This window comes from Actinopolyspora lacussalsi subsp. righensis (assembly GCF_900116555.1).
Classification (GTDB): Bacteria; Actinomycetota; Actinomycetes; order Mycobacteriales; family Pseudonocardiaceae; genus Actinopolyspora; species Actinopolyspora lacussalsi.
On the sequence record NZ_FPAT01000001.1, the window covers coordinates 659,313 to 680,999 of the forward strand.

At 64.3% G+C, this 21,687-nt stretch carries 19 protein-coding genes, 1 tRNA gene and 1 pseudogene; 8 read left to right on the forward strand and 13 right to left on the reverse strand.

Going from position 1 to position 21,687, the window contains the following annotated elements:
- Nucleotides 1-2: 2 nt before the first annotated feature.
- From BM394_RS02760 to BM394_RS02775, 4 genes are all read right to left on the reverse strand, one after another.
- The gene (locus BM394_RS02760; protein ID WP_092973349.1) at nt 3-1,703 is read right to left on the reverse strand and encodes a non-ribosomal peptide synthetase; all 1,701 of its coding nucleotides are present in this window, start codon (nt 1,701-1,703) and stop codon (nt 3-5) included.
- A gap of 90 nt (nt 1,704-1,793) precedes the next feature.
- The gene (locus BM394_RS02765) at nt 1,794-2,558 is read right to left on the reverse strand and encodes an SDR family oxidoreductase (RefSeq protein ID WP_092973351.1); all 765 of its coding nucleotides are present in this window, start codon (nt 2,556-2,558) and stop codon (nt 1,794-1,796) included.
- Nucleotides 2,559-2,597: 39 nt separating this feature from the next.
- Complete coding sequence (locus BM394_RS02770) at nt 2,598-3,443, reverse strand: fumarylacetoacetate hydrolase family protein (protein WP_092973353.1); 846 nt, start codon at nt 3,441-3,443, stop codon at nt 2,598-2,600.
- A 10-nt stretch (nt 3,444-3,453) separates the two neighbouring features.
- Entirely contained in the window at nt 3,454-4,512 is a 1,059-nt protein-coding gene (locus BM394_RS02775; protein ID WP_092973355.1) for a beta/alpha barrel domain-containing protein, read from the reverse strand.
- Nucleotides 4,513-5,203: 691 nt separating this feature from the next.
- Between BM394_RS02775 and BM394_RS22650 the strand changes: the two are divergent.
- Nucleotides 5,204-5,886: pseudogene (locus BM394_RS22650) on the forward strand (IS5 family transposase); the annotation flags it as partial.
- A gap of 201 nt (nt 5,887-6,087) precedes the next feature.
- Here BM394_RS22650 and BM394_RS23880 read toward each other — a convergent pair.
- Entirely contained in the window at nt 6,088-6,222 is a 135-nt protein-coding gene (locus BM394_RS23880; protein WP_281246416.1) for a hypothetical protein, read from the reverse strand.
- A gap of 197 nt (nt 6,223-6,419) precedes the next feature.
- Between BM394_RS23880 and BM394_RS22965 the strand changes: the two genes are divergently transcribed.
- The gene (locus BM394_RS22965) at nt 6,420-6,698 is read left to right on the forward strand and encodes a hypothetical protein (protein WP_217643337.1); all 279 of its coding nucleotides are present in this window, start codon (nt 6,420-6,422) and stop codon (nt 6,696-6,698) included.
- Nucleotides 6,699-6,773: 75 nt separating this feature from the next.
- Here BM394_RS22965 and BM394_RS02795 read toward each other — a convergent pair.
- Nucleotides 6,774-6,860, reverse strand: a tRNA-Leu gene (locus tag BM394_RS02795).
- 122 nt (nt 6,861-6,982) lie between these two features.
- On the opposite strand from BM394_RS02795, the gene BM394_RS02800 reads away from it, so the two are divergent.
- Nucleotides 6,983-8,344 (forward strand): M20/M25/M40 family metallo-hydrolase, encoded by a 1,362-nt coding sequence (locus BM394_RS02800; protein WP_092973359.1) that lies wholly within the window; start codon nt 6,983-6,985, stop codon nt 8,342-8,344.
- Nucleotides 8,345-8,503: 159 nt separating this feature from the next.
- Nucleotides 8,504-9,514, forward strand: coding sequence for a tyrosine-type recombinase/integrase (locus BM394_RS02805; RefSeq protein ID WP_092973361.1), 1,011 nt, complete (start codon nt 8,504-8,506; stop codon nt 9,512-9,514).
- 21 nt (nt 9,515-9,535) lie between these two features.
- On the opposite strand, the gene BM394_RS02810 is transcribed toward BM394_RS02805, so the two are convergent.
- Complete coding sequence (locus tag BM394_RS02810; protein WP_092973363.1) at nt 9,536-10,198, reverse strand: VOC family protein; 663 nt, start codon at nt 10,196-10,198, stop codon at nt 9,536-9,538.
- 162 nt (nt 10,199-10,360) lie between these two features.
- Complete coding sequence (locus tag BM394_RS02815; RefSeq protein ID WP_342752583.1) at nt 10,361-10,723, reverse strand: hypothetical protein; 363 nt, start codon at nt 10,721-10,723, stop codon at nt 10,361-10,363.
- A gap of 144 nt (nt 10,724-10,867) precedes the next feature.
- On the opposite strand from BM394_RS02815, the gene BM394_RS02820 reads away from it, so the two are divergent.
- The 3 genes from BM394_RS02820 (at nt 10,868) to BM394_RS02830 (ending at nt 14,180) form a co-directional block, all read left to right on the forward strand.
- The gene (locus BM394_RS02820; protein ID WP_092973365.1) at nt 10,868-11,689 is read left to right on the forward strand and encodes a glycerophosphodiester phosphodiesterase family protein; all 822 of its coding nucleotides are present in this window, start codon (nt 10,868-10,870) and stop codon (nt 11,687-11,689) included.
- 131 nt (nt 11,690-11,820) lie between these two features.
- Nucleotides 11,821-13,218 (forward strand): MFS transporter, encoded by a 1,398-nt coding sequence (locus BM394_RS02825; RefSeq protein ID WP_092973367.1) that lies wholly within the window; start codon nt 11,821-11,823, stop codon nt 13,216-13,218.
- Between the two features lie 605 nt (nt 13,219-13,823).
- Complete coding sequence (locus tag BM394_RS02830) at nt 13,824-14,180, forward strand: RNA polymerase-binding protein RbpA (RefSeq protein ID WP_092927937.1); 357 nt, start codon at nt 13,824-13,826, stop codon at nt 14,178-14,180.
- Between the two features lie 105 nt (nt 14,181-14,285).
- On the opposite strand, the gene BM394_RS02835 is transcribed toward BM394_RS02830, so the two are convergent.
- The 4 genes from BM394_RS02835 to BM394_RS02850 all read right to left on the reverse strand — a co-directional run bounded on the left by BM394_RS02835 (nt 14,286) and on the right by BM394_RS02850 (nt 19,414).
- Nucleotides 14,286-15,080: a polyprenol monophosphomannose synthase gene (locus BM394_RS02835; RefSeq protein WP_092973369.1), complete on the reverse strand. Its 795-nt coding sequence runs from the start codon at nt 15,078-15,080 to the stop codon at nt 14,286-14,288.
- A gap of 97 nt (nt 15,081-15,177) precedes the next feature.
- Entirely contained in the window at nt 15,178-16,716 is a 1,539-nt protein-coding gene (lnt, locus tag BM394_RS02840; RefSeq protein WP_245779930.1) for an apolipoprotein N-acyltransferase, read from the reverse strand.
- A gap of 270 nt (nt 16,717-16,986) precedes the next feature.
- Nucleotides 16,987-18,603 carry an amidohydrolase gene (locus tag BM394_RS02845; RefSeq protein ID WP_092973710.1) on the reverse strand — a complete coding sequence of 539 codons (1,617 nt, stop codon included), beginning with the start codon at nt 18,601-18,603 and terminating at the stop codon, nt 16,987-16,989.
- Between the two features lie 199 nt (nt 18,604-18,802).
- The gene (locus tag BM394_RS02850; protein ID WP_092973373.1) at nt 18,803-19,414 is read right to left on the reverse strand and encodes an FxsA family protein; all 612 of its coding nucleotides are present in this window, start codon (nt 19,412-19,414) and stop codon (nt 18,803-18,805) included.
- 208 nt (nt 19,415-19,622) lie between these two features.
- On the opposite strand from BM394_RS02850, the gene BM394_RS02855 reads away from it, so the two are divergent.
- Nucleotides 19,623-20,732: a GDSL-type esterase/lipase family protein gene (locus BM394_RS02855; RefSeq protein ID WP_092973712.1), complete on the forward strand. Its 1,110-nt coding sequence runs from the start codon at nt 19,623-19,625 to the stop codon at nt 20,730-20,732.
- On the opposite strand, the gene BM394_RS02860 is transcribed toward BM394_RS02855, so the two are convergent.
- Nucleotides 20,719-21,423 (reverse strand): class I SAM-dependent DNA methyltransferase, encoded by a 705-nt coding sequence (locus BM394_RS02860; RefSeq protein ID WP_175529927.1) that lies wholly within the window; start codon nt 21,421-21,423, stop codon nt 20,719-20,721. The genes BM394_RS02855 and BM394_RS02860 overlap by 14 nt on opposite strands.
- Nucleotides 21,424-21,687: the final 264 nt, after the last annotated feature.

The window sequence follows — 21,687 nt, forward strand, 5'->3', positions numbered from 1 at the left end:
AGCTATACGCTCCGTTCTTGTAGTTGGTCGGCAAGGGCCTTCAGATTTTCAGCTCGAAGCACGTCTCGCACCCCAGCATCCACCCAACCTAGTTCTTTTATCTTGTTAATCAAGATTACTGCTGATGCCGAGTCCCCACCAAGGTCGAAGAAATTGTCGTGTAGCATAGCGTCGTCTACTCCGGTAAGCTGACGTGCAAGATGCAAAATCTGTTGAGCAGATGACATTTTTTCATCAAAACAGTCGACTTCAAGGCGAATCGTTTGAAGAGCATCGCGGTCAACCTTCCCGTTTGACGTATAGGGAAAGGCGTCAATCTGCTTGATGACTGAGGGGATCTTGTACGAAGCAAGGACATCCTCGAGATGGCGCCGCACCGCGCGAGGTTCCACGTTACCTTGATAGTAACACACCAAAGCATCTGGCTCGAAATTTTTATCGCCCTCGTGAGACTCGACAGTCACCACTGTATCCATAACAGAGCTTATCTCGCACACCGCGATCTCTATCTCACCCGGGTCGAGCCGATAGCCTCGCACTTTCACTTGCCGATCCAATCGCTCAACGAAGTAGAGCTGACCTCCTCGACGTTCGACGATATCGCCGGTATGGTAAATTTTACGTCCTTCTATATCGGTAAACCGTTGCACGCCTTGCGCGGTGAAATAGCCGACTGCGACGCTCTCTCCTGTAATGACGAGTTCACCTCGACTCGCAATTCCCTCCGAGGAACATTGCTCGTCCGCTGGTGCCAATCCCTGGATATAGTAGTCGCAGTCGCCCACGATGTCCCCGAGTGGTACAGATCGAGTGCACTCGCCAGGCATCAGTTCACCGCTTAGGAAATTGCATACTGTAGTCTCAGTTGTCCCGTAAGCGTTGTGGAACTTCGCCACCTCGGACCATTTCTGCACCACGCTGGGCCGGCATGCTCCACCACCGTTGATCACATGGCTGAGGCTCATCGCACTGCTGGTTTCTGTCGCGGTCAGCGCGAAGGGCGTTGTCTTGAGGTGAGTGATCCGAAACTTTTCCAGCGTGTTCTGCAGTACGGTCCCCGGGACCAACTGAGCCTCGTCCAGCACTACGAGACACGCTCCTGCAGTCAATGTCCAGAGAATTTCGGTGATACACCCGTCGAAGGTTAGGCGGGCAAACTGCAGCGTCCTGGATTGCGACCCCACGGACAGGCGATCCATGTGGTATTGGATCACTGAAGTGAGTGGGTCCGTGCGAACCAGAACGCACTTGGGATCACCGGTGGAACCTGACGTATGGATCGCGTAGCCGATCTCGTCCTCGACAGAAGGGAGTCCGAGCGTCTGGTGGGACGCAGCTAGGTGCCATCCCGCCGGAATTTCGGTTAGATACGCCCTGTTTTCACTAGCATGATGTCGGGCAATCACTTTAATACCCAGAGATGCAACTTTCTCTGCGTTTGACGATTCACTATCACGGGTATCGATAAAGACAAACGGACGTCTGATTTTCAACGCACCTATCATCGCAACAATCGCGCCGAATTTTCGATCGGCCTCGATTCCGACGAACTCGCCGGGCGAGGTGCATTTCTCGAGCTGGTGCACGAACTCCCGGAGTTGCTCATCGAACTCTCGATAAGTAATGACGCCTCCGGGTGTATCCATCGCATCGTTGTCTGGATAATTCTTCACGGCATTTTCAATAAGTTCCATGATCGACATCTGTCGAATTCTCACTTTCTCGCCTTCCTTTGAAGAAAAAGCGCCACATGAATAGCACTGCGGTTGTACATGGCGCTATCAACCTCTTGGTCAGATGGATTTCATATATCCTCCATCGCATCGAATTCCGGCGCCGGTGATGTACTCCGCTTTCTCACTCGCAAGAAAAGAAACCAATTCTCCTACGTCTTCTGGATCCCCATAGCGCCTCAAAGGTATCTCTTCTATGGTTCTATTCTTTATCGATTCAACATTTTTACCGGATTTCTCGGCTGCAGCTATATCGATCGAACGTAGGCGATCAGTATCGACCTTTCCTGGAATCACATGATTAACTGTCACACCAAACTGACTCACACTGTTGGCCAGTAGTTTCAGATACGATTGCACCGCTGATCTTGCGATCGTGGAACCAGCAAGACCGTCGGCAGGAGCAGACAAAGAACTAGATGTGATACCGATGAAGCGACCCCAGCGGTTTTTTTTCATCGCCGGCAAAGTTGCTTCGACAGTACGCTGAATCGAGAACAGCATGAGTTCCATCGCTTGCTGGATCTGCAAGCTGGAAAGTTCGTCGACCGTGCCAGGATCGAACCCCGGCGAGTTGAGCAGGACGATATCATATGGTCCCGTATCGGCGACTTTATCACCAACGCCGGCAGAGTTTCGGAAATCGCAAGCAAAAGACCTATTATCGGAGCCAGGAAGGCTCTGTGCGACTTCCTTGGCACGAGCTCGGTCATTGCCAGAAATGGTCACGACGCAGCCGTAACCCGCCAACGACCGCGCGACACCTAACCCAATTCCTCTGGTACCACACAACACGAGCGCTTGTTTTTTATCGAGACAGTACATCGATACCTTCAGTTTCTTGATCGTGTTTATTCAATCTTGTTACCGCACTACATGCGTGAGAGTTCCGACCTGTTCGACAACTGAATTAATCGAGTCTCCGGGATTGATTACCGCAGCTCCTGGTGTTCCGGTACAAATCACCGTTCCCGGCTCAAGCGTCCTACCTGCAGTGAAATACTCAACGAGATAACTAAGATCATATTTCATCTCAGAAGGAGTCGCTGAAGCGATGATCTCTCCGTTCTGAACGGTGGCTATGCAGAGAGAGTCGAGACTTTTCTCGTCGAACTCATCTAGAGTCACCAAGACAGGGCCTATACTACAGAATGTATCAAAACCTTTCGCCCAAGGTATGTAACGCGGGTTCTCGCGTATGACGTCCTCGGCAGTCATGTCCAGGACCGCCGTGATACCCGCGATCACTGATCGCCAGCTTTCGCGTTTTACGTTCTTGCATACAGCGCCGATAACCAGCCCCAGCTCTGCTTCTGCAGTTACTCGACCGGACTGGCTCGGCAACTCGATACACTGGCCATTATCGATGAGACAGCTGGCAGGCCTCAAGTAAGAGCCCGGCCCCGAATCAGGCTGCTCGGATTCCAGGTCATCGGAGTGACGTTGGTAGTTGAGTCCGGCTCCCCAAATATTAGCGTCGCGGTCGGCGATCGTGGCGACCTGTTCCAGGCTGAGGTCTATCGTATCGAGCTCACTCCCGTGAGACTCAACGAGCTTCGTCAGCTCACGCAGCTGCTGATCGGCTACGACATCGCTGAGACGAGTGACGTTCTCATAGCCTGTGAAGTCGCCGAGCGGGAACCATCTGTTATGATGTCCTATTACTAGCTGATTACCGCTGATATCTGATTTGATCCTTGCCAGCTTCACCGCGTTCCTCCTAGAGTGTCGGCTGGCTAGAATGAGAGTTAGATTGCATCTCAGAGCAGTCGGCGATCTGCCGTGCTGCGGCCCGCATATCGGCCTTGCTTGGGCTTTGCGCTGCTAGACTGACCGCGACTTCCATGAGACGGGCAGGGTCGGTGTCGTACTCAGTAGAAAGCTCTTCGACCAGTGAGAAGTACCCCGAGTGGATCCCGATCACACTGCCGAGCACCTGCATTTCTCGATCCTCTGGGATAGCAGCCATGTTGACCCGGCAGAGTTCAGCAAGCTTGGCTAGCTTCTTGTAGTCGAATCTGTCAGTGTCCAGGACAGTCAGGAGACCAGCCAGTGACTCGATCTCCGCGTTTCCAGCACCTCGGCCAATACCGTTAAGCGTGCCGTCGACAATTGTCGCGCCAGATTCAATAGCTGTAACGCTGTTTACGTTGGCCATACCAAGATTGTTGTGACCGTGGAACCCGATCATCGAGAAGTGCTTCCTGACTGCATTGACGTACTCGTGGACGTCTCTGGGAAGCATCGCACCATAAGAGTCTACAATGTACAACCCAGCAATGCTCGGACTGACCCCATCGAGCAAGCTAAGTAGCTCGTTTACTGGAGTAGCGCTTGACTTCATCAAGTTTAGGTAGACTTGTTCGCAGACGTCAGTTGCTTGCTGGATATACTCGAGGTTTTCAGGCACTCTGTCTGGTTCCATACCGACCCGAACAAATGACATGCCACGATCGCACAGTTTCGCCACAGTATCCAGTTGCGTGAATTCTGGCTGCGCGAACATCCCCCAAGATTTGCTAGTCAGAACCGAACAAGCTATTTCACACCACTTATAGTGGTCGATATTGCATGGCTTAATTCCCGATTGTTCCGCCTCAACGCCGAAACCGTGACCAATCTCAACCTTGCATATAGGTGTTTCATTGATTCGCTCGAGAAGGTCTATGACGAAATCTTCTTCGAATTGAAAGTCGACAGAATACGAGCCATCTCGGAGCGTGCAGTCGAGCAACTCGATTTTATCTGTTTTTATCAACTGGTCGGATACAGTGTACATGCTCCAGCACTCCTCGGTCCAAACCGAAAATCCTCACACAGGAAACATCGCTGCTTTTTACGTCGAACCCCAGGATTCAACCCGTCTGTATAGCTTCACGGTGCCAAAATCTTTCCGCCTCAGTTCGACAAAGCAAATCTCTCCAACTTTGTGAATCTGATGCATATTTCTATCGAACCGGAGAAGCTTGGTCAACTCAAGCGGAACAATGTTCACTCGGTTAGACTAGTAGTGCAGCCGTAGCTCTCGATGATCATGGTTCGTTTGTAGATTTTCGCCGGAAGTGAGCTCTGCTACTGCGATATTGGTGACATCGTCGCCAGGTGGACCAGGCCAGAATATGGGTGATCTGCTCGAGTGAGATGCCCAGTAGATCCTAGAACAGGCGGCTGATTTCGGACGGGGGCAAGTGGGTTAAGAGGGTGTCTTAACGGAGGTATTGACAGTAGACGCCCCCAGACTACCGACATTCATGTTCACCCAAGAGGTTTCTCTCGCGATATGACTCAGTCGACATTCGGCCCGCGTGTCCGGAGTGACGTCGGAAACGTGTCACCGCGACACACGCTGGACCAGCCTGCTCCGCTCAGCGGAGTTTGCGCACGATTTCGGCGAGCTACCCAATGTTCGACGACGTCAGCTTTAGAGCCCCTAACATGTTGGTGATGCCAGGATGGGATGATCTTGGTTGATGGCTGCGCCGTGGGTGGTCTCGGACGAGTTGTGGGAGCGGGTCGAGCCGTTGTTGCCGGTGCGGCCAGCGAGCCGGGCAGGTCCGAAACCGTTGCCGGATCGGCAGGTGGTGCAGGGCATCCTGCTCGTGTTGGTCACCGGCATCGGCTGAGAGGACCTGCCGCACCAGCTGGGATTCGGATCCGGGATGACGTGCTGGCGGCGCCTGCGGGACTGGCAGGAAACAGGGGTCGTCGGCCAGCTCCACGAGGTACTACTGGCCGAGCTCAACGCGGCCGGGCAGATCGACTGGTCCCGGGCGTGTGCGGATGCCTCCCACATTCGCGCCAAAAAGAGGCCCCAAGACAGGGCCGAGCCCTCCTCGACCGGAGCAAGACCGGCTCGAAATACCACCTGATCTGCGATGGCGGCGGCATTCCGCTAGCCGTCACGCTCACCAGCGGCAACCGGCACGACATCACCCAACTGTTACCGCTGGTCGAGGCGATCCCGCCAGTACGCGGCCGTCGTGGCCGTCCCCGACACAAGCCCGAGGTCCTCGTCGCTGAACGCGGCTACGATCACGACACGTACCGACATCTGCTGCGGCAACTAGGGATCCGTCCGTTGATCAGCCGTCGTGGCACCCGGGACACCAACCAGCCCGTACGCTGGGTCGTCGAACAAACCCTGGCCCTACTCGCCCTCAGCGACTACCGGCCAGCCCTACCCAACCGCGCCCTCCGGAAAGACCGGAGACAGGAACGTGACTATCTAGCCCGCCAGTACCAGTGGGTGGTCCTCTCCAGTCAGGGCGCTCAACGCCGCGGCGATTTCGGGCAGCCCGGCACGTACGTAGGTGGCCGTCACTCCGCTCTCGCCCGCGCTGTCGGTGTGGCCGGCTTAGGCCCGTGCCACCGCGTAGCCGAAGTGGTGCTCCACCCACGTCAGGGTGGTGTACCGCAACCAATGAGTACTGACCTGCTGGGTGGCCACCCACGACACGTGCTTCCCGAGCCCGGTGCCACAGGTGGTCATACCGGCGATGCGTCAACGCCGCTCCGCTACGGTAGCGCCGCGCCCGACCATCACCGGACACCTGCGCGCCCCGCTGGTCGGCGTGTTCGCGCAGGTGCAGCATCAACGTCGGTGAGACCGGCTGCCACCGCACCGTGTCGTTCTTCTCTCGCAGCAGCACCAGACACTGATCCGGATCCAGATCAGTCACCCTCAGCGTGAGGGCCCCGCCCCGGCGGCAGGCGGTCTCGGTGTGCAGCCGCAGCAGCAGCGTGTCCAATGCGGGATCGTTGCCCGTGGACGCGGCCACCCGGTTCAACTCCGGCACCTCGGCCAGCGGAAACGCACGCGGCGACACCCCACCAGCCACCGAACTCCGGGCGGACTCACCACGCCCGGCACCGGGAACCACCGCGGACACGACCGACTCAGCCATGCCGACCACCACCCCGGCGGCCACAGCACGGCCCACGCACAGCCAGCGCGTCACGACATGAGAAAAAGCGGCACCCACGGTGCCGCGACAACAGACCTTCGAACCTCGCATATCGGGGAAATTTCCCCTGACAGTGTGTCGGAGGGGGGACTTGAACCCCCACGACCATTAATAGGTCACTAGCACCTCAAGCTAGCGCGTCTACCGTTTCCGCCACTCCGACGCGGCAACATCGACTCGGTTTCTTCCGAGCCCCTCATTGCGTTGTGATACTACGATAACCGATCGACACAGCGGCCCGCCAACCACCCCCCTCTTTTGATCCGGAAGTGGTAGAAAGGCCAGGTGAGCGCACATGTTGATCCCGAGAACGACGACCGGTCGAGCACGGATCCGGGACTACGCCGGGCCGAGGACGAGGTCGTCACGCTGGCGAGCGAGCTGATCCGGTTCGACACCACCAACACCGGTGATCCGGCGACCCTGAACCCGGAACGTCCGGCGGCCGAGTACGTGGCCGAGAAACTCGGCGAGGTCGGATTCGAGACCACCTACGTGGAATCCGGGGACACCCCCGGACGTGGCAACGTCATCGCCCGTCTGCCCGGCGCCGACCGACAGCGCGGCGGCCTGCTGGTGCACGGCCACCTGGACGTGGTCCCCGCCGACCCGACCGAATGGTCGGTGCATCCGTTCTCCGGGGCGGTGCAGGACGACTACCTGTGGGGCCGCGGCGCGGTCGACATGAAGGACATGGTCGCCATGACGCTGACCACGGCCCGCCGACTCGGCCGTGACGGCATCACGCCACCACGCGACATCGTGTTCGCCTTCCTCGCCGACGAGGAGGCCGGCGGCCTGCAGGGCGCGCAGTGGCTGGTGGACCACCGCCCGGAGCTGTTCGAGGGCTGCACAGAGGCGATCAGCGAGGTCGGCGGCTACTCGGTGACCTTCGGCGACGGCGTCCGGGCCTATCTGATCCAGACGGCGGAGAAGGGAATCCGCTGGCTCAAGCTGCGGGTCCGCGCCCGCGCGGGGCACGGCTCGATGGTGCACGAGGACAACGCGGTGACCCAGCTCGCCCAGGCCGTCGCGAGACTCGGGCAGCACCGCTTCCCGATCGTGCTCAACGACAGCGTGCGGGAGTTCCTCGACGGTGTCAGCGAGCTCACCGGCTGGAGCTTCCCCGAGGACGACCTCGACGGCGCCATCGCCAAGCTGGGCAATCTATCCCGCATCATCGGAGCCACCGTCCGCGACATCGCCAACCCGACGATGCTCAACGCCGGTTACAAGGCCAACGTGATCCCCTCGGTGGCGGAGGCCTCGGTCGACTGCCGCATTCTTCCCGGTCGCGAGGAGGAGTTCGACCGGGAGCTGGCCGAGGTACTCGGCCCGGACGTCGAACGCGAGTGGGTCGGTCTGCCCCCGGTGGAGACGCGGTTCGAGGGCAAGATCGTCGAGTCCATGAGCCGCTCCCTGCTCACCGAGGACCCGGCGGCCCGCACCCTGCCGTACATGATGTCGGGCGGCACCGACGCGAAGTCGTTCAGCAGGCTGGGCATGAACTGCTTCGGCTTCGCCCCGCTGCGCCTGCCCGCGGATCTGGACTTCTCCGCGCTGTTCCACGGGGTGGACGAACGTGTCCCGGTGGACTCGCTGCGGTTCGGCACCCGGGTACTGGACCACTTCCTGCGCACCTCCTGATCCGGACGCATCTCCCGCCACACGGTGACCGGCGCGAAGCGGTGCCGGTCACCGGGAGATCCGCACGGAACGCGCCGACCGTCGCGCGTTCTCGTATGATCGACTTCGGACGACGACGCCGGATCGTTCCGGCAACCAACCACGTCGGGAGGTGTCACGGTGCCAACGAGTACGCGGGACACGCCGGGCCGGCAGCCCCTCACCGACTGGGTCGAGGCCTATCTGGAGCACCTGCAGGCACGGAAACTGGCCGAGAACTCACTGCGCGCCTACCGGCGCGACCTCGAATCGATCACCGCTGAGCTGGCCGAGACGACGGGAACGGACGGCGAGCGGCTGCCCGTGGATTCCGTGACGGCCCAAACGCTGCGTTCGGCGTTCGCCCGGCACGCCGCCAGTCGTTCGGCTTCGTCGGTCACCCGCGCGTGGTCGAGCTGGAACGGGTTCTTCCGGTTCCTGGTCGTGGAGGGCGCGGCCTCGGGGAACCCGATGCCCGTGGTACCCAAGCCGCGGCTGGCAGCGGCCACCCCGAAACCGCTCAACGGCGAGGAAACCCCGGAGCGGTTGCTGCGGCTGATCGCCCAGGGTGCCCGCAAGGCACGGAACCCCTGGCCGGAGCGGGATCTGGCGATACTGTCCACTCTGCTGTGCACGGGACTGCGCTCGGCGGAACTGCTGGATCTGACCGTCTCGGCGTTGGCGGGCCGAAGCGGCGAACGTCGGCTGCACGTCCGCGGCAAGGGCGGTTCCAACCGGTCGATACCGATCGACGAGTCCCTGGAGGGAGTGCTGGAGGACTACCTGGAAAGCCGCAGGCTGCGGTTCGGGCGGCGACTTCCCGGTGGGGAGCCGTTGTTCGTCAACCATCGGGGTGAGCCGCTGCGGCGCGGCGGGCTGCAGTACCTGGTTCGGCAGTCGCTGCGTGCCGCGGGGGTTTCCGACCGGGTGCAGCGCGGTGCCATGGTGCACGCGCTGCGTCACACCTTCGCGACCCGGCTCGCCGAGGACGGTGCGAACGCCACCGAGATCGCGAAACTGCTGGGGCACGCCTCGATCAATTCGAGCCAGGCCTACATAGACGTGACGGCGCGCGAACAGCGGCTGTCCGTGCGAGCGAACCGAACGCACCGGGTGCTGGGCGAACTGTCCAGGGGTTCCGAGTCCGAGTGACCGCAGCCCGCGGCGAACGGTTCAGCCGCCCCAGCGGGTCGTCTCCCCCACCAGCGCGGAGACGACCCCGTCGGAGTCGGCGATCACGACGGACTCCCCCAGTACGTCGTGCGGCGCGCGTTCCAGTACCGATCCCCCGAGTTCCGTGACGCGTTCGGCTGCCTCGTCCAGTGCGCCCACCACGAAGTAGCACAGCCAACCGGTGCTCTCCGCCGCACCGCGCGGACCGCTCCGGGCCGCCACCGCGCGTTCCCCCACCGTGTAACTCGTCCTCGGCGAGTCCGTCCGCACCGTCCAGATCAACGACTCGCTCCAGAAGCTGTCGGCGGACTCCGCCTGTGCGGTGCGCAGTTCGACCCAGCACGGCTCGCCCTTGCGGGGCGGTGGCGCCCACGGGCCGTGCTGTGCGCGGCCTCTGACCATGCTCGCGCAGGTGTCCTCCGGGCCCGAGAGATCTCCGTCCGTGGTGGCACCCGCGAACACGAGTTGCCACTGCGGGGTTCGTCGGGAACGGCTCGTGCGGAGCGTGGCGCACTTGCGCTCACCGACCCAGCACTCGAAGCCTTCCTCGGATCGCAACACCGTCCAGTCCAGCAGTTTCCGGTAGAAGCCTGCGGTGGCGGCGGGATCGGCAGTACGCAGCTCGGCGCGGCGCAGGCCGCAAACCGCTGAGTTTGGGGGCAACGTTGTAGCTTCCTAGCCGGTACCGGAGTGACCGTGCTGCGACGATCGCGGTGTCGTCGCGGCGATCACTCGCTTGGGGCAGCGTTCGGCGTATCATCTTGGCCAACCACGCCGCTGTTGGCAATGCTCCGTTCGGAGCAACGGAGAGGGCCGTTCATCGTGCTAGCGGATACGTTCCAAGTCACGCGCGCTGTCCAGCAGCTGCTGCGCCAGACTTCGTACCTCCGCCTGTTCCGCACCCTCACCCGCCGCCGTGGCGACGTCCTCGGCGGCGCACCGCAGCTGGAACAGTCTGTCCTGCAGATCGTCGAGTTCCGCCCCGGAAAGCACCACCGCGTCCTCCGGCAGTCCACCGCGCTGTACCGCCGCGCGACGCTCGTAGGCCCGCTGTCTGCAGGACTGCGCGCAGTACATGCGTGGGCGACCGACACTGCCTGCGCCCGGTATCCGACGACCGCACCACGAACAGTGCCGCGGTGTTCGGGTGCGTGGTTCGAGCGATTCGATATCGGATGTTGTCTCCACGGTTGACCACGCTAGTCCGAATCAGGCTCATTTGCGGGTAGGCACGCCGAAAAATCCTTCCGTACCGGCCGACGGGGGGACGACACCGACAGTCATCGGGTACCCCTCGCGGACTCGCCGCGGGACTCGTTGCACAGTGGTGCGATGTACGGCTCGTTCCCGGCTGCCTCCCGGCAGCACCCGTTCCTGAGTCCTGAGCTCCGTCCCCGCGCGTTCGCGCACCGGGGTTGGCACATCGGCGAACTGGCGGGCCTGGAGAACTCGCTCAGTGCCTTCCGGCGTGCGGTTCGAGAGGGGTTTCACTACCTGGAGACGGACGTGCACGCCACTTCGGACGGTGTCGCGGTGGTGCACCACGACGCCGACCTGCGCCGGACCACCGACAGCACCGGTGAGATCCATCGCCGGCGCTGGTCGAGCGTCTCCGAAGCGCGCGTCGGAGGACGTGAACTGGTGTGCTCGTTGGATCAGTTGCTGGAGGAACTGCCAGGGGCGCTGCTCAACATAGACGTCAAGGCGGACTCGGCGGTGGTGGCGACGCTGCGGACGATCCGGCGGCACAACGCCTGGCACCGGGTGTGTCTGGCGGGTTTCTCCGACCGGAGGCTGGGGGTGCTGCGGGCACACGGGGACGCCCGCCTGCTCACCTCCATGGGACCGATGGAGATCGGTGGGCTCTGGTTGGGCTCGCGGGCATCCGCTCTCGCGGGGGCGGTGGGCCGCGCCTCGCTACCCGTCGGAGTCGCGGCCCAGGTGCCGCGCAGGCATCGTGGGTTGCACGTCGTGGACCGGCGGTTCGTCGAACGAGCACACGCCCGAAGCACCGAGGTGCACGTGTGGACCGTGGACGATCCGGGGGAAATGGCCGAGCTGCTGGACGTGGGTGTCGACGGGGTGTTGACCGACCGTCCGGATCTGCTGCGGGACGTCCTGCGCGGGCGGGAGCAGTGGCACGCGGCCCGGTAGCGCATCGTTCTCCGCCGGACGAACCAGGGGGTTCACCACTTCTGAGTGGAACTACGCATTGCCACACCCGGTTCGGACGAGAAAGGTCCTCGAAGTAGTCGACGCGATGACCGATCTCGAGGACGGAGCGCATGGCCGCCACAGACGCGGAGTTCACGCCGGAAACGGCCCGGCGGCGCGAGCACAGCGGTTGGTGCTGGTACGACTGGGCCAACTCGGTGTTTCCTACCTCGATCACGACGGTGTTCCTGTCGCTGTACCTGACCACGGTGGCGACCCGGGCAGCGGAGTCCGACACGGCACGCAACGGCGCGGCGGCCTGCCCGGGAGGTGACGCGCTGCAGCGCTGTGACATCGCCGTGCTGGGTTGGTCGTTCCCGGCCGGTTCGCTGTGGGGTTATCTGCTCGCGTTGGCCGCGGTGATTCAGGTGCTGGTCCTGCCGATCGCGGGAGCTGTCGCCGACCGGACCCGCGACAAGCGGAAAATGCTGGGGATCTTCGCCTTCTGCGGGGCGGGAACCACCGCGTTGCTGGCTTTGGTGGGCGGGCAGAACTGGCTGTTGGGCGCCGTGCTCTTCCTGTTGGCGAACCTGTGTTTCGGGGCGGCCGTGGTGGTCTACTACTCACTGCTGCCGGAGATCGCGCACGCCGACGAACGCGACGGACTGTCGGCGCGTGGCTGGGCGTTCGGCTACCTGGGTGGCGGGGTGGCTCTCGCGCTGCACCTGATGCTCTATGTCGGACACGACGCGCTAGGGATCGGTGAGGACACGGCGGTACGGCTGGTATTCGTCTCCGCCGGGGTGTGGTGGGCCGTGTTCACCGTACTGCCACTGCGGCTACTGCCGGGCAGGCGACCGGGCGCGAGTTCCGAGGGACCGGTGCTGCGTGCCGGTTTCCGGCAGCTGGGTGCCACGCTGCGGCAGGCACGGCGGCTCCCGTTGACCCTGGCCTTTCTCGGCGCGTACATGGTCTTCACCGACGGCATCAGCACGGTGTTCAAGGTGTCGGCGCAGTACGGTGAGCTGGAGCTCGGTCTCGACCGACAGGTTCTGATCACGACGATCCTGATCGTGCAGTTCATAGCGTTTCTCGGTGGGATGCTGCACGGCTGGGTGGCCCGCAGGCTGGGAGCCAAGCGCACGATCATGCTCAGCCTGACGGTTTGGATCGTGGTGCTGTCCGGGGCGTTCTTCACCCAGCAGGGGGAGCCGTTGCAGTTCTACGGGGTCGCGGCCGGGATCGGCCTGGTGCTCGGCGGAACGAACGCGTTGTCGCGTTCGTTGTTCAGCCAGATGATCCCGGCCGGGAAGGAGGCCGAGTACTTCTCGCTGTACCAGATCGGTGAGCGCTCCACTTCGTGGGTGGGACCGCTGCTGTTCGCGGCGGTGGGACAGGCGACCGGTTCGTTCCGACTGGCGATCCTGTCGTTGCTCGGTTTCTTCGTGCTGGGCCTGCTGTTGGTCTCGATGGTGCCGGTACGCCGAGCGATCCGGCAGGCGGGCAACCCCGCTCCCAAAGTGCTCTGATCGAAGTTTTCCGGCCGGGTCGACCGGATGCTCGCACGGAGGGAACCTCCCGCTGGCTCTCGCGCCGGACCTCGCGCCGGGAGACCCGACATCGGGCAACGATGTCGAGTGGCTCCGACGTGGGTCGACGATCGCCCGGAAAGGTATTCGTACGGGTTCCCGGCACGTCGCTGCCGGCAACACTGCTCCAAATCGGTGACACTGTCCCCCCGCTCATCCGTGTGTTGGCATATTCCAGTACCTTGCGTCACTATCGGATTGAGGGCAGCATTAATTACGAAGAGTAACGATACGCTTGCTCATCAACACGAAAGAGGAAGTGAGATCGGTCGCATTCCGAAACATGTCCGGGTTGGTATTTGGTCCGAGTGACGGGTGTTCTGGCACTATCACCCGTTCAGACGCACCTGTGGGTTACGAGAGGGAAAACGCGTCACGAACGCCGCAACCGTGCATCTCACGGGTAGTCGACCTAGTTGACGAGTGAATGTCGTCACCGACGGCAACCAGGAACCTCATACCGGGAACAGACGACGAGGCCCACGTCGTTGCACTCGGTGAGCACAGCCGCCCGGACCCCGGGCCCCGAAGCGAAAGGAACCGTCATGGCCGACCGCGTTCTGCGTGGCAGCCGGCTCGGAGCGGTGAGCTACGAGACGGATCGTAACCACGACCTCGCACCGCGCCGGACGGTGCGCTACGCCTGCTCCAAGGACCACGAGTTCGAGGTGCCCTTCTCCGACGACGCCGAGATCCCGTCGACCTGGGAATGTCGCCTGCACGGCACCGAGTCGAAGATCATCGACGGCAGCCAGCCGGAGCAGAAGAAGGCCAAGCCGCCGCGCACCCACTGGGACATGCTGCTGGAGCGCCGCAGCGTCCCCGAGCTCGAGGAACTGCTCAACGAGCGGCTGGAGGAGTTGCGCGCACGCCGTAACCGGCCCACCGAGAGCACGAACTGACCGTGCGACCGCACACGGGCGCCCGTTCCACCGGGTGAACGGGCGCCCGTTCGGTTTGGGCCCGGGCTCTCCTCGACAGCCCGAACGTGCCCCCGCACGCCGATGTCACCGACCGCGTCGCAGCGGTGCCCTCCCGCCGCTCAACCAGGCAAGCAGCCGACGCCCCCTGCGACGCAGTCCCCACTTGGTCACCCGCAGCAGTGCCTCCCGCACGATCGAGCCGTTCATCTTCGACTCGCCGCTCTCCCGCTCCACGAAGGTGATGGGCACCTCAGCCACGGTGCTGCCCGTCTCCACGACGCGCATCGCCAGATCCACCTGGAAGCAGTAACCCTGCGAAGCCACGGTGTGCAGCTCCAGCTCGCGCAGCACCTCGCCCCGGTAAACCCGGAAGCCACCGGTGAGATCGTTGATCGCCACCCCGAGTGCCCACTTGGAGTAGACGTTGCCGCCCCGCGACAACAGGGATCGGTACCAGGGCCAGTTCAGCACGGTCCCACCCGGGACGTATCGCGACCCCAGCACCATGCCCGCCCGGGGAAGCACTTCGAGCATGGTGGTCAGCTGCTCCGGGGCGTGCGAACCGTCGGCGTCCATCTCCACGATCGCCTCGTAACCGCGCCGGAGCGCCCAGTCGAAGCCCGCGACGTAAGCGGCACCGAGCCCGGCCTTGGCGGCACGGTGCAGCACGTGGATCCGCTCGTCGACCGCGGCGATCTCGTCCGCCAGCGCACCGGTCCCGTCCGGGCTGTTGTCGTCGACGATCAGGACGTGCGTGGTGGGCACGGCCGTGGTCAGCCGCCGCACGATGGTTCGCAGATTCTCCCGCTCGTTGAAGGTCGGAATCACCACGAGCACCGAGGACGCGGTGGAGTTCGCCGACTGCCGCGGATTCGTCATCGCTTTCCCCTCGCACACTCACCGCCGTCGACATCCGGCCGGCCGGCGGCACGTCCTCCGGCCGAAGCGATCGAACGGCCCGCAACGGTAGGTCGTATCACCGGGCCCGCCTCGGCGCACGGTCGCGGTAGCGCCGCAGTGAGGTCGACAGCACAGCCCCCGCGCCGAGGGCGGTCACCAACCAGGTGACGTAGCGGCCCAGGAAGGTGGCCACCGTGTTCGACGAACGCAGCGGCACGTCGGCCACGACCGTCTCGGCGGTGAACTGCTCCGTGCTCCGCCGCACGCTCCCGTCCGGCCGCACCACGGCACTGACCCCGGAGGTGGCTGCCACGAGCGCCGCACGATCGTGTTCGACCGCACGCAACCGGGCCATGGCCAGCTGCTGATAACTCATCTCCGAACGGCCGTACCACGCGTTGTTGGTGGGTAACGCGAACAGATCGGCCCCGGCACGCGCCGCTTCCCGGAACACGTCGTCGTAGGCCACGTCGTAACAAATCCCCACTCCCAGCCGTGCGGGTCCGGCGGCCAGCACCCCCGGATCCTCCCCCGCGGTCATGTCCTGCTGGAACCTCTGAACGAAAGGACTCACCGCACCCGCCACCGAGCGCAGCGGAATCTTCTCGGCGAACGGAACCAGGTGCTGCTTGACGTATTCCCCGGTGGCCCCGTTGTCCGGTCCCCAACGCACGATGCGATTGCTGAACCCACCGTCCGGACCGTAAGCGAGACCACCGACGATCACCGGCGCATCGATCCGCTCGGCGACACGCCGCAACGCCGGATCCCGCCGCTGTGCTCCCCAGGAGCCGACCTGTTCGGGCAGCAGCACGAAGTCGGGGCGTCGAACCCGTCCGGCGGCCACGTCCGCCGCCAACCGGCGAGCGGCCCGGATGTGGTTCGCCTGCAGCTGCTCGTCCCGATACAGCAGATCCAGACCGACGTTGGGGGCATTGCCCTGCACGACGGCCACCGTGACGGTCCCGGATCGACTTCCCGCACCGACGGTGGGAAGCACCGCCAGTCCCGCCATGACGGGCACCAGGACCGCGCAGACCGGCACGACGAACAGCCGAACCGTGCCACGGATCCCCCCTCGGCCGCGCTCGACACCGCCTAGTGGCCACGGCGACCGGCTCACCGACTCGGCCAGTCCCGCCCCGATCAGTGCCACGGCGAAGCCGACCAGCGCGGTGCCCCCGAGCGACGCGAGCGGCAGCAGCACACCATCGGTCTGGGTGAACGCCAGCCGCCCCCACGGGAAGCCGCCGAAAGGCAGCGCGGAACGCAGCACCTCGGCCGCCAGGAAAACAGCCGCCTGCCAGACGGGGGCGGCGGGCAGGCGGGTGACCCGGGCCGCACCCGCTCCGGCGAGGCCGAAGAACAGCGCTTGGACCAGACACACCCCGAGCCACGGCCACGGACCGAACTGCGCACCGAGGAAATCCAGCAGCCAGCCGAGCAGCGGGAGGGTGTAGGCCAGCCCGAACAGCAGCCCGTACCAGAAGCCGGCCCGGGCACGGCCTCCGCGCACGGCGAGCACGAGACCGGCCACCGCTATCGGGGAGAGCCACCACAGCTCACGCGGTGGGCACGACCAGTAAAGCAGGAGCCCGGCGAGCACGGCCGACACGAGCCGCACCGGTATCGAGAAGCGAGCGCGTTTCGAACGGATTCCGGCCCGGAGGCCGGTATACCGTTCGCCTCCCGAACTCACCCTGGGGACAACCAACCGATCAACCTTCGCCGCCAACGAGCAACTCGGCCACCGCCATCGGCGGCACACGGGGCGAATCTACTCCGCCGGTACGCTCCCCCGAACACGCGTGGTGGTGGCGACGCTCACGGCAACAGGGCGGCGGGCTCCCGGCTCCGGTACCGCCCGGTCAGTGATCCCGACGGCTCACTGGTCCTCGTCCCCGGGGTCGCGCTGGTGAATGGTTTCACCGCGCAGCACGGTGCGCAGACAACGCGGCAGTCTCGCCTCGGGGGACACGTCCGGCAGGTCGGGAACGCCGGAACGGGAATCGGTCGACCAGCGACGTACGCGCGAGTCCTGCACCGGTGAGACGAACTCGTCGACGTTCCACACCGCGTAGGTGGCCGTGGCTCCCGGAACAAGGGTTCCGGTCACGCCGTCGTCGACTCCCGCTGCTCGCCAACCGCCCCTGGTGTGCGCGTTGAACGCGGCCCGCGGGGAGATGCCGAAGCCCTCGGTCCGGTGGTGCACGGCGGCTCGGATCGCCTCCCAGGGGCCGAGGGGGGTGACCGGAGCGTCGGAACCGAACGCGAGCACCAGACCACTGGAGGCCAGCTCGGAGAACGGGTTCAACCTCGCACCCCGCCGCGGGCCGAGCCTGCTGGCGTACATCCGCGAGGTGCCACCCCACGAGGAGTCGAAGCAGGGCTGCACCGAGGCCACCACTCCGTAGCCCGCCAATTCGCCGGCGAGCTCACCGTCGATCATCTCCAGGTGTTCCAGTCGATGCCGGCTGCCCGCCAGTTCCGGGGTGCCGACCACTCGGGCGGCACGTCGGAACCCCTCACCCACCTCGGCGACCCCGGCATCGCCTATGACGTGGAAACCGGCCTGCACACCGTTGCGAGTGCAGTCCACGAGGTGCTCGGCGATGGCGTCGGCATCGAGGTAGAGCACTCCCGAGGTGGTGGGCGAGTCGGTGTAGGGCTCCCGCAGCGCCGCGGTGCGCGACCCCAGCGCACCGTCCACGAACAGATCGCCCCCGAGCCCTTTGGCCCCGAGCTCTCGCCCGGTCTCCAGTGCCCCCAGTTCCCCCCAGTAGCCGACGACCTCGGGAACCCCGCCCTGCCTGGAGAGCATCATCAGATCCGCGAGATCGTCGGCACCCGAGATGTCCGGTCCCGCGCATTCGTGAACACTGGCTATGCCCTGCGAGGCCGCGTGACGCAGGAAAGCGGCCTGGGCCTCCCTGCGCTGCAGCGGGCTGAGCGATTCCCGCGCGGCGCTGCGGGCGTGATGGTGCGCGACGCGTGTGAGTGGCCCCTGCTCGTCCCAGCCCTCGGCCCCCTTCGCCAACGGCGCCCGGTCGAGCAGCGCGCTGGAGACGAGCGCCGAGTGCACGTCGATGCGGGACAGGTAGACCGGAGCCCCGCGGGCGGCCTCGTCCACCTCGGCCCTGGTGGGAGGACGTTGTTCGGGCCACCAGCTCTCGTCCCAGCCGTGCCCCCAGACGAGCCTGCCGGGGTGCTCGGCCACGTAGTCCCGCAGCGCGTGCAGGAACTCGGTCAGCGAGGCGCACCCCGTGAGGTCGAGTCCGTTGAGCAACAGACCGCTCGAGGTCGCGTGCACGTGCGAATCCACGAAGGCAGGCGCCACGAACGCGCCGTCCAGCTCGACGATGTCGGCGTCCGGATGCAACGCACGGCCAACCGTGTCGGTGCCAACCCAGGCGATGGTGCCGTCCTTGACGGCCATCGCGGTGGCGTCCGGATTGCCCGGCGAATGGATTCGCCCGCCGAGCAAGAGCGTGGTGTCGGACATGTATCGGACCTGGCCCCTGTAGTTCACCCTCGCGTGTGCAACCTGCGCGAACCGCCCGACCGTCACTCGGCGTGTTCCGAGTCGCGTATCCGGCCGTACCGCCGTGCGGCACTACCGTCACGGCTCGTGGCCGTCGGTCGCGGTCGCCCCCGAGTAGCTTAACCCGCTGCTTGTACTCGCCCGACCACAGCCGACCCACTCAGGACTGTCGCCGGTCCTGGTCGTCTTCCTCGTCGGTTCCACCCCGGCGGAGCGGATTGGAACCGTGATCGTACCGCTCGTGATCGTCGTCCTCCGAGACGGATATGACCTCGCCGTCGATCACGTCCTCGTCACCGCTACCGGTCGACTGCCCACGACCGGCTCCGAAACCGGGGGCGGTGAACGCGTCCGGACCGAACGCCGCGGAGTCGAAACCGGCAGGACCGAAACCGGCCATGCGTTCCCGCATCAACCGCTGCCTGCGTTCGGCGCTGCGCCGCATCCGGGTTCGCAGTACCGCACGGACCGGAGGCAACAGCAACAGCAGACCGAACAGATCGCTGATCAGGCCGGGGATCATGATCAGGAATCCGCTGCCACTCACGAGCACGCCGTCCGAGATCTCACGCTCGGGGGGCCGGCGCGACCGGGCCGCCTCGGAGAACTCGCGCAGCGTCCTGCGCCCCTCACGGCGCAGCAACCAGGATCCGATCAGCGCACCGGCGAGCAGTAACCCGATAGTGGGAAAAACCCCGATGAGCTGACCGACCAGAACAAGTACGCTGACCTCGACGGCGAACCCGACGAGCAGCAGGATCAGTATCGGCACGTCGCGCTGGCACCTCCGCTAACAGAACCTTCTGCAGACAACAACGCGCGAGTAAACCGAATTACTCCCGAGGCCCGGTTCGTCCCACGCCGCCCCACCTCCGGAACCGGCCGGCGGCGAGTCGGGACGGTGGTGTCCGAAACGTTACCCGAACTCGGATCGGGCACCGTGCCACCCACCACCCACGGGGCCATAGACTTCGGGGGTGATGCGAACACGCACAGCCAAACTGATCACCCTGTTCCTGGTCGGAAGCGTGTTCGCACTGGTGCTGCTCGTCAGCGACAGACCGGTGCAGGTACCACAACCACCGGAGCCGGAACTGCCCCGCGCGGTGGTCACCCTGGGCGACAGCACGATCTCCGGCGAGGGTGCGGGCGATTACCTCCCCGGTACCGACGGGCGCGACGGCAACTGGTGTCACCGCTCCTCCGAGGCCATGGTGCACCAACTGCGGCTGCCTACCGATGTGAAACGCTTCAACCTCGCCTGTTCCGGTGCGAAAGCGGGTACCGTCGGCCTCGACTCCGGTTCGGACGACGGCAGGCCCTCGCAGGCGGGCCAGCTCGCACGGCTCGCCGAGCGATACCGCATCACCGACATCGTGGTGGCTGTCGGTGCGAACAACGAACCCGATTTCGTGGGTGTGCTGAACGCCTGCGTCCGCGCGTGGTTCACCAAGAGTTCGGGCGGCTGCTCGCGGCGGCTGCGGGACGAGTGGCCCGACCGCGTGGCGGAGATGCGGCCCAAGGTCGCCGACGCGCTGGCCGACATCAAGAACGTCATGCGCCGCGCCGGCTACTCGCGGGACAGCTACTCGCTGGTGCTGCAGTCCTACGCCTCCCCGGTCGCGCCGGGCATTCGCCCGGATCTGCGAGGACTGTCCGGCTGTCCGTTACGCACCGTCGACGTGCGTTGGGTCCGCGACACTGCCGTCCCGCAACTCTCGGAGGGACTGCGCGAGGTGGCCGAGCAACAGGACGTGCGGTTCCTCGACCTCGCACGCGCCGGGTACGGGCACGAGGCCTGTACCACACCGAGCGAATCGGCGGACACGGAATGGTTCCGCCGCCTCGCAGTCGACTGGCAGGATCTGGAGCACGACGAACGCGCCCCGCACGCGATGCAGGAGTCGTTTCACCCCAACGCGGCCGGATACGAGCGCATAGCGGGTTGCCTCGAGGACTTCCTGCCGTCCGGTAGACAACAGGCGGAGTGCGTCACCACCGGCGACGGAGCCCTGCGCGTGGCTCCGCTCGACGGAAACACCGCCGAACCGCTCCCGGGGGAGAGCTCGGACACCGTCACCCCACCTTGAATGCCTTGACGAACAGGAACACGGGTTTGCTGCTCAGTTCCACGTACGCGTCGGGGGAGAGCTCGTTGAGCTCGGGCAGCGGACGCGGTTCACCGATGGTGTCGACCACGAAGCCGGAGCGGTGCAGTTGCTCGAACACCGCCGAGAGGGGTCTGCGGTAGAAGGACACCGAAACCTCCTGCCCGCCCACCGGCCACGTCTCGGTGACCAGTTCGGTACGCAGGTAGTCGGGACGTCCGAACCACTGCCAGTCGGCGGCGGGGTGATGTACCGAGAACACCAGCTCGCCATCGGCCACCAGGCACCTGTTGAGTTCGGTCAACAACGGTTCCCAGTCCGCCAGGTAGTGCAGCACCAGGGAGGCCACCACCAGGTCGGTGCTGGAATCGGTGACGAGATCGAGCGGTTCGGACAGATCCGCCACGTCGAACTCGGCGCGACCGTCGAGTCTGCGACGGGCGAGTTCGACCATCCTGGGCTCGCGGTCCACTCCGAACACCGCGGCGCCACGTTCGACGAGCTGCTCGGACAGCACACCGGCGGCACATCCGAGTTCGAGCACTCGCTTGCCGGCTACGTCGCCGGCGAGGTCCAGTACGGCCGGACGGTCGTAGTAGGCATTGGCCGGGCTGTGTTCGGAGTGCAGGGCGTAGGCTTCCGCGAACTGATCGTAGATCGTATTGCGTGCCACCCGATTACGGTAGTGGAATTTCCGGCGATCTTCCTACCGTGCGACACGCCGTTCTCCGGCGTGTCGCACTTGTACTCACCCGAACTCGAATTCCGTTAGCTCTTCGCCACCACCAGCGCCGACCCCCAACGCCCCCGCAGGCAGCGTTCCGACCACCCTCGCAGGCCGAACTCCTACCACCCGCGCCACCGGCACCGCCGCGGGTTCTCCCGTGCGGCTCTCGCGAGGAAGGCCCGACGTTGTGTAGTAACTACCCGATGTCGG

What these genes read in the sequence shown, in the direction of transcription:
- BM394_RS02765 (WP_092973351.1), bottom strand. Translation starts at nt 2,558, where the DNA reads ATGTACTGTCTCGATAAAAAACAAGCGCTCGTGTTGTGTGGTACCAGA.
- BM394_RS02760 (WP_092973349.1), bottom strand. Translation starts at nt 1,703, where the DNA reads ATGTCGATCATGGAACTTATTGAAAATGCCGTGAAGAATTATCCAGAC.
- BM394_RS02775 (WP_092973355.1), bottom strand. Translation starts at nt 4,512, where the DNA reads ATGTACACTGTATCCGACCAGTTGATAAAAACAGATAAAATCGAGTTG.
- BM394_RS02820 (WP_092973365.1), top strand. Translation starts at nt 10,868, where the DNA reads ATGTACGGCTCGTTCCCGGCTGCCTCCCGGCAGCACCCGTTCCTGAGT.
- BM394_RS02830 (WP_092927937.1), top strand. Translation starts at nt 13,824, where the DNA reads ATGGCCGACCGCGTTCTGCGTGGCAGCCGGCTCGGAGCGGTGAGCTAC.
- BM394_RS02835 (WP_092973369.1), bottom strand. Translation starts at nt 15,080, where the DNA reads ATGACGAATCCGCGGCAGTCGGCGAACTCCACCGCGTCCTCGGTGCTC.
- BM394_RS02845 (WP_092973710.1), bottom strand. Translation starts at nt 18,603, where the DNA reads ATGTCCGACACCACGCTCTTGCTCGGCGGGCGAATCCATTCGCCGGGC.
- BM394_RS23880 (WP_281246416.1), bottom strand. Translation starts at nt 6,222, where the DNA reads ATGACCACCTGTGGCACCGGGCTCGGGAAGCACGTGTCGTGGGTGGCC.
- BM394_RS02825 (WP_092973367.1), top strand. Translation starts at nt 11,821, where the DNA reads ATGGCCGCCACAGACGCGGAGTTCACGCCGGAAACGGCCCGGCGGCGC.
- BM394_RS02855 (WP_092973712.1), top strand. Translation starts at nt 19,623, where the DNA reads ATGCGAACACGCACAGCCAAACTGATCACCCTGTTCCTGGTCGGAAGC.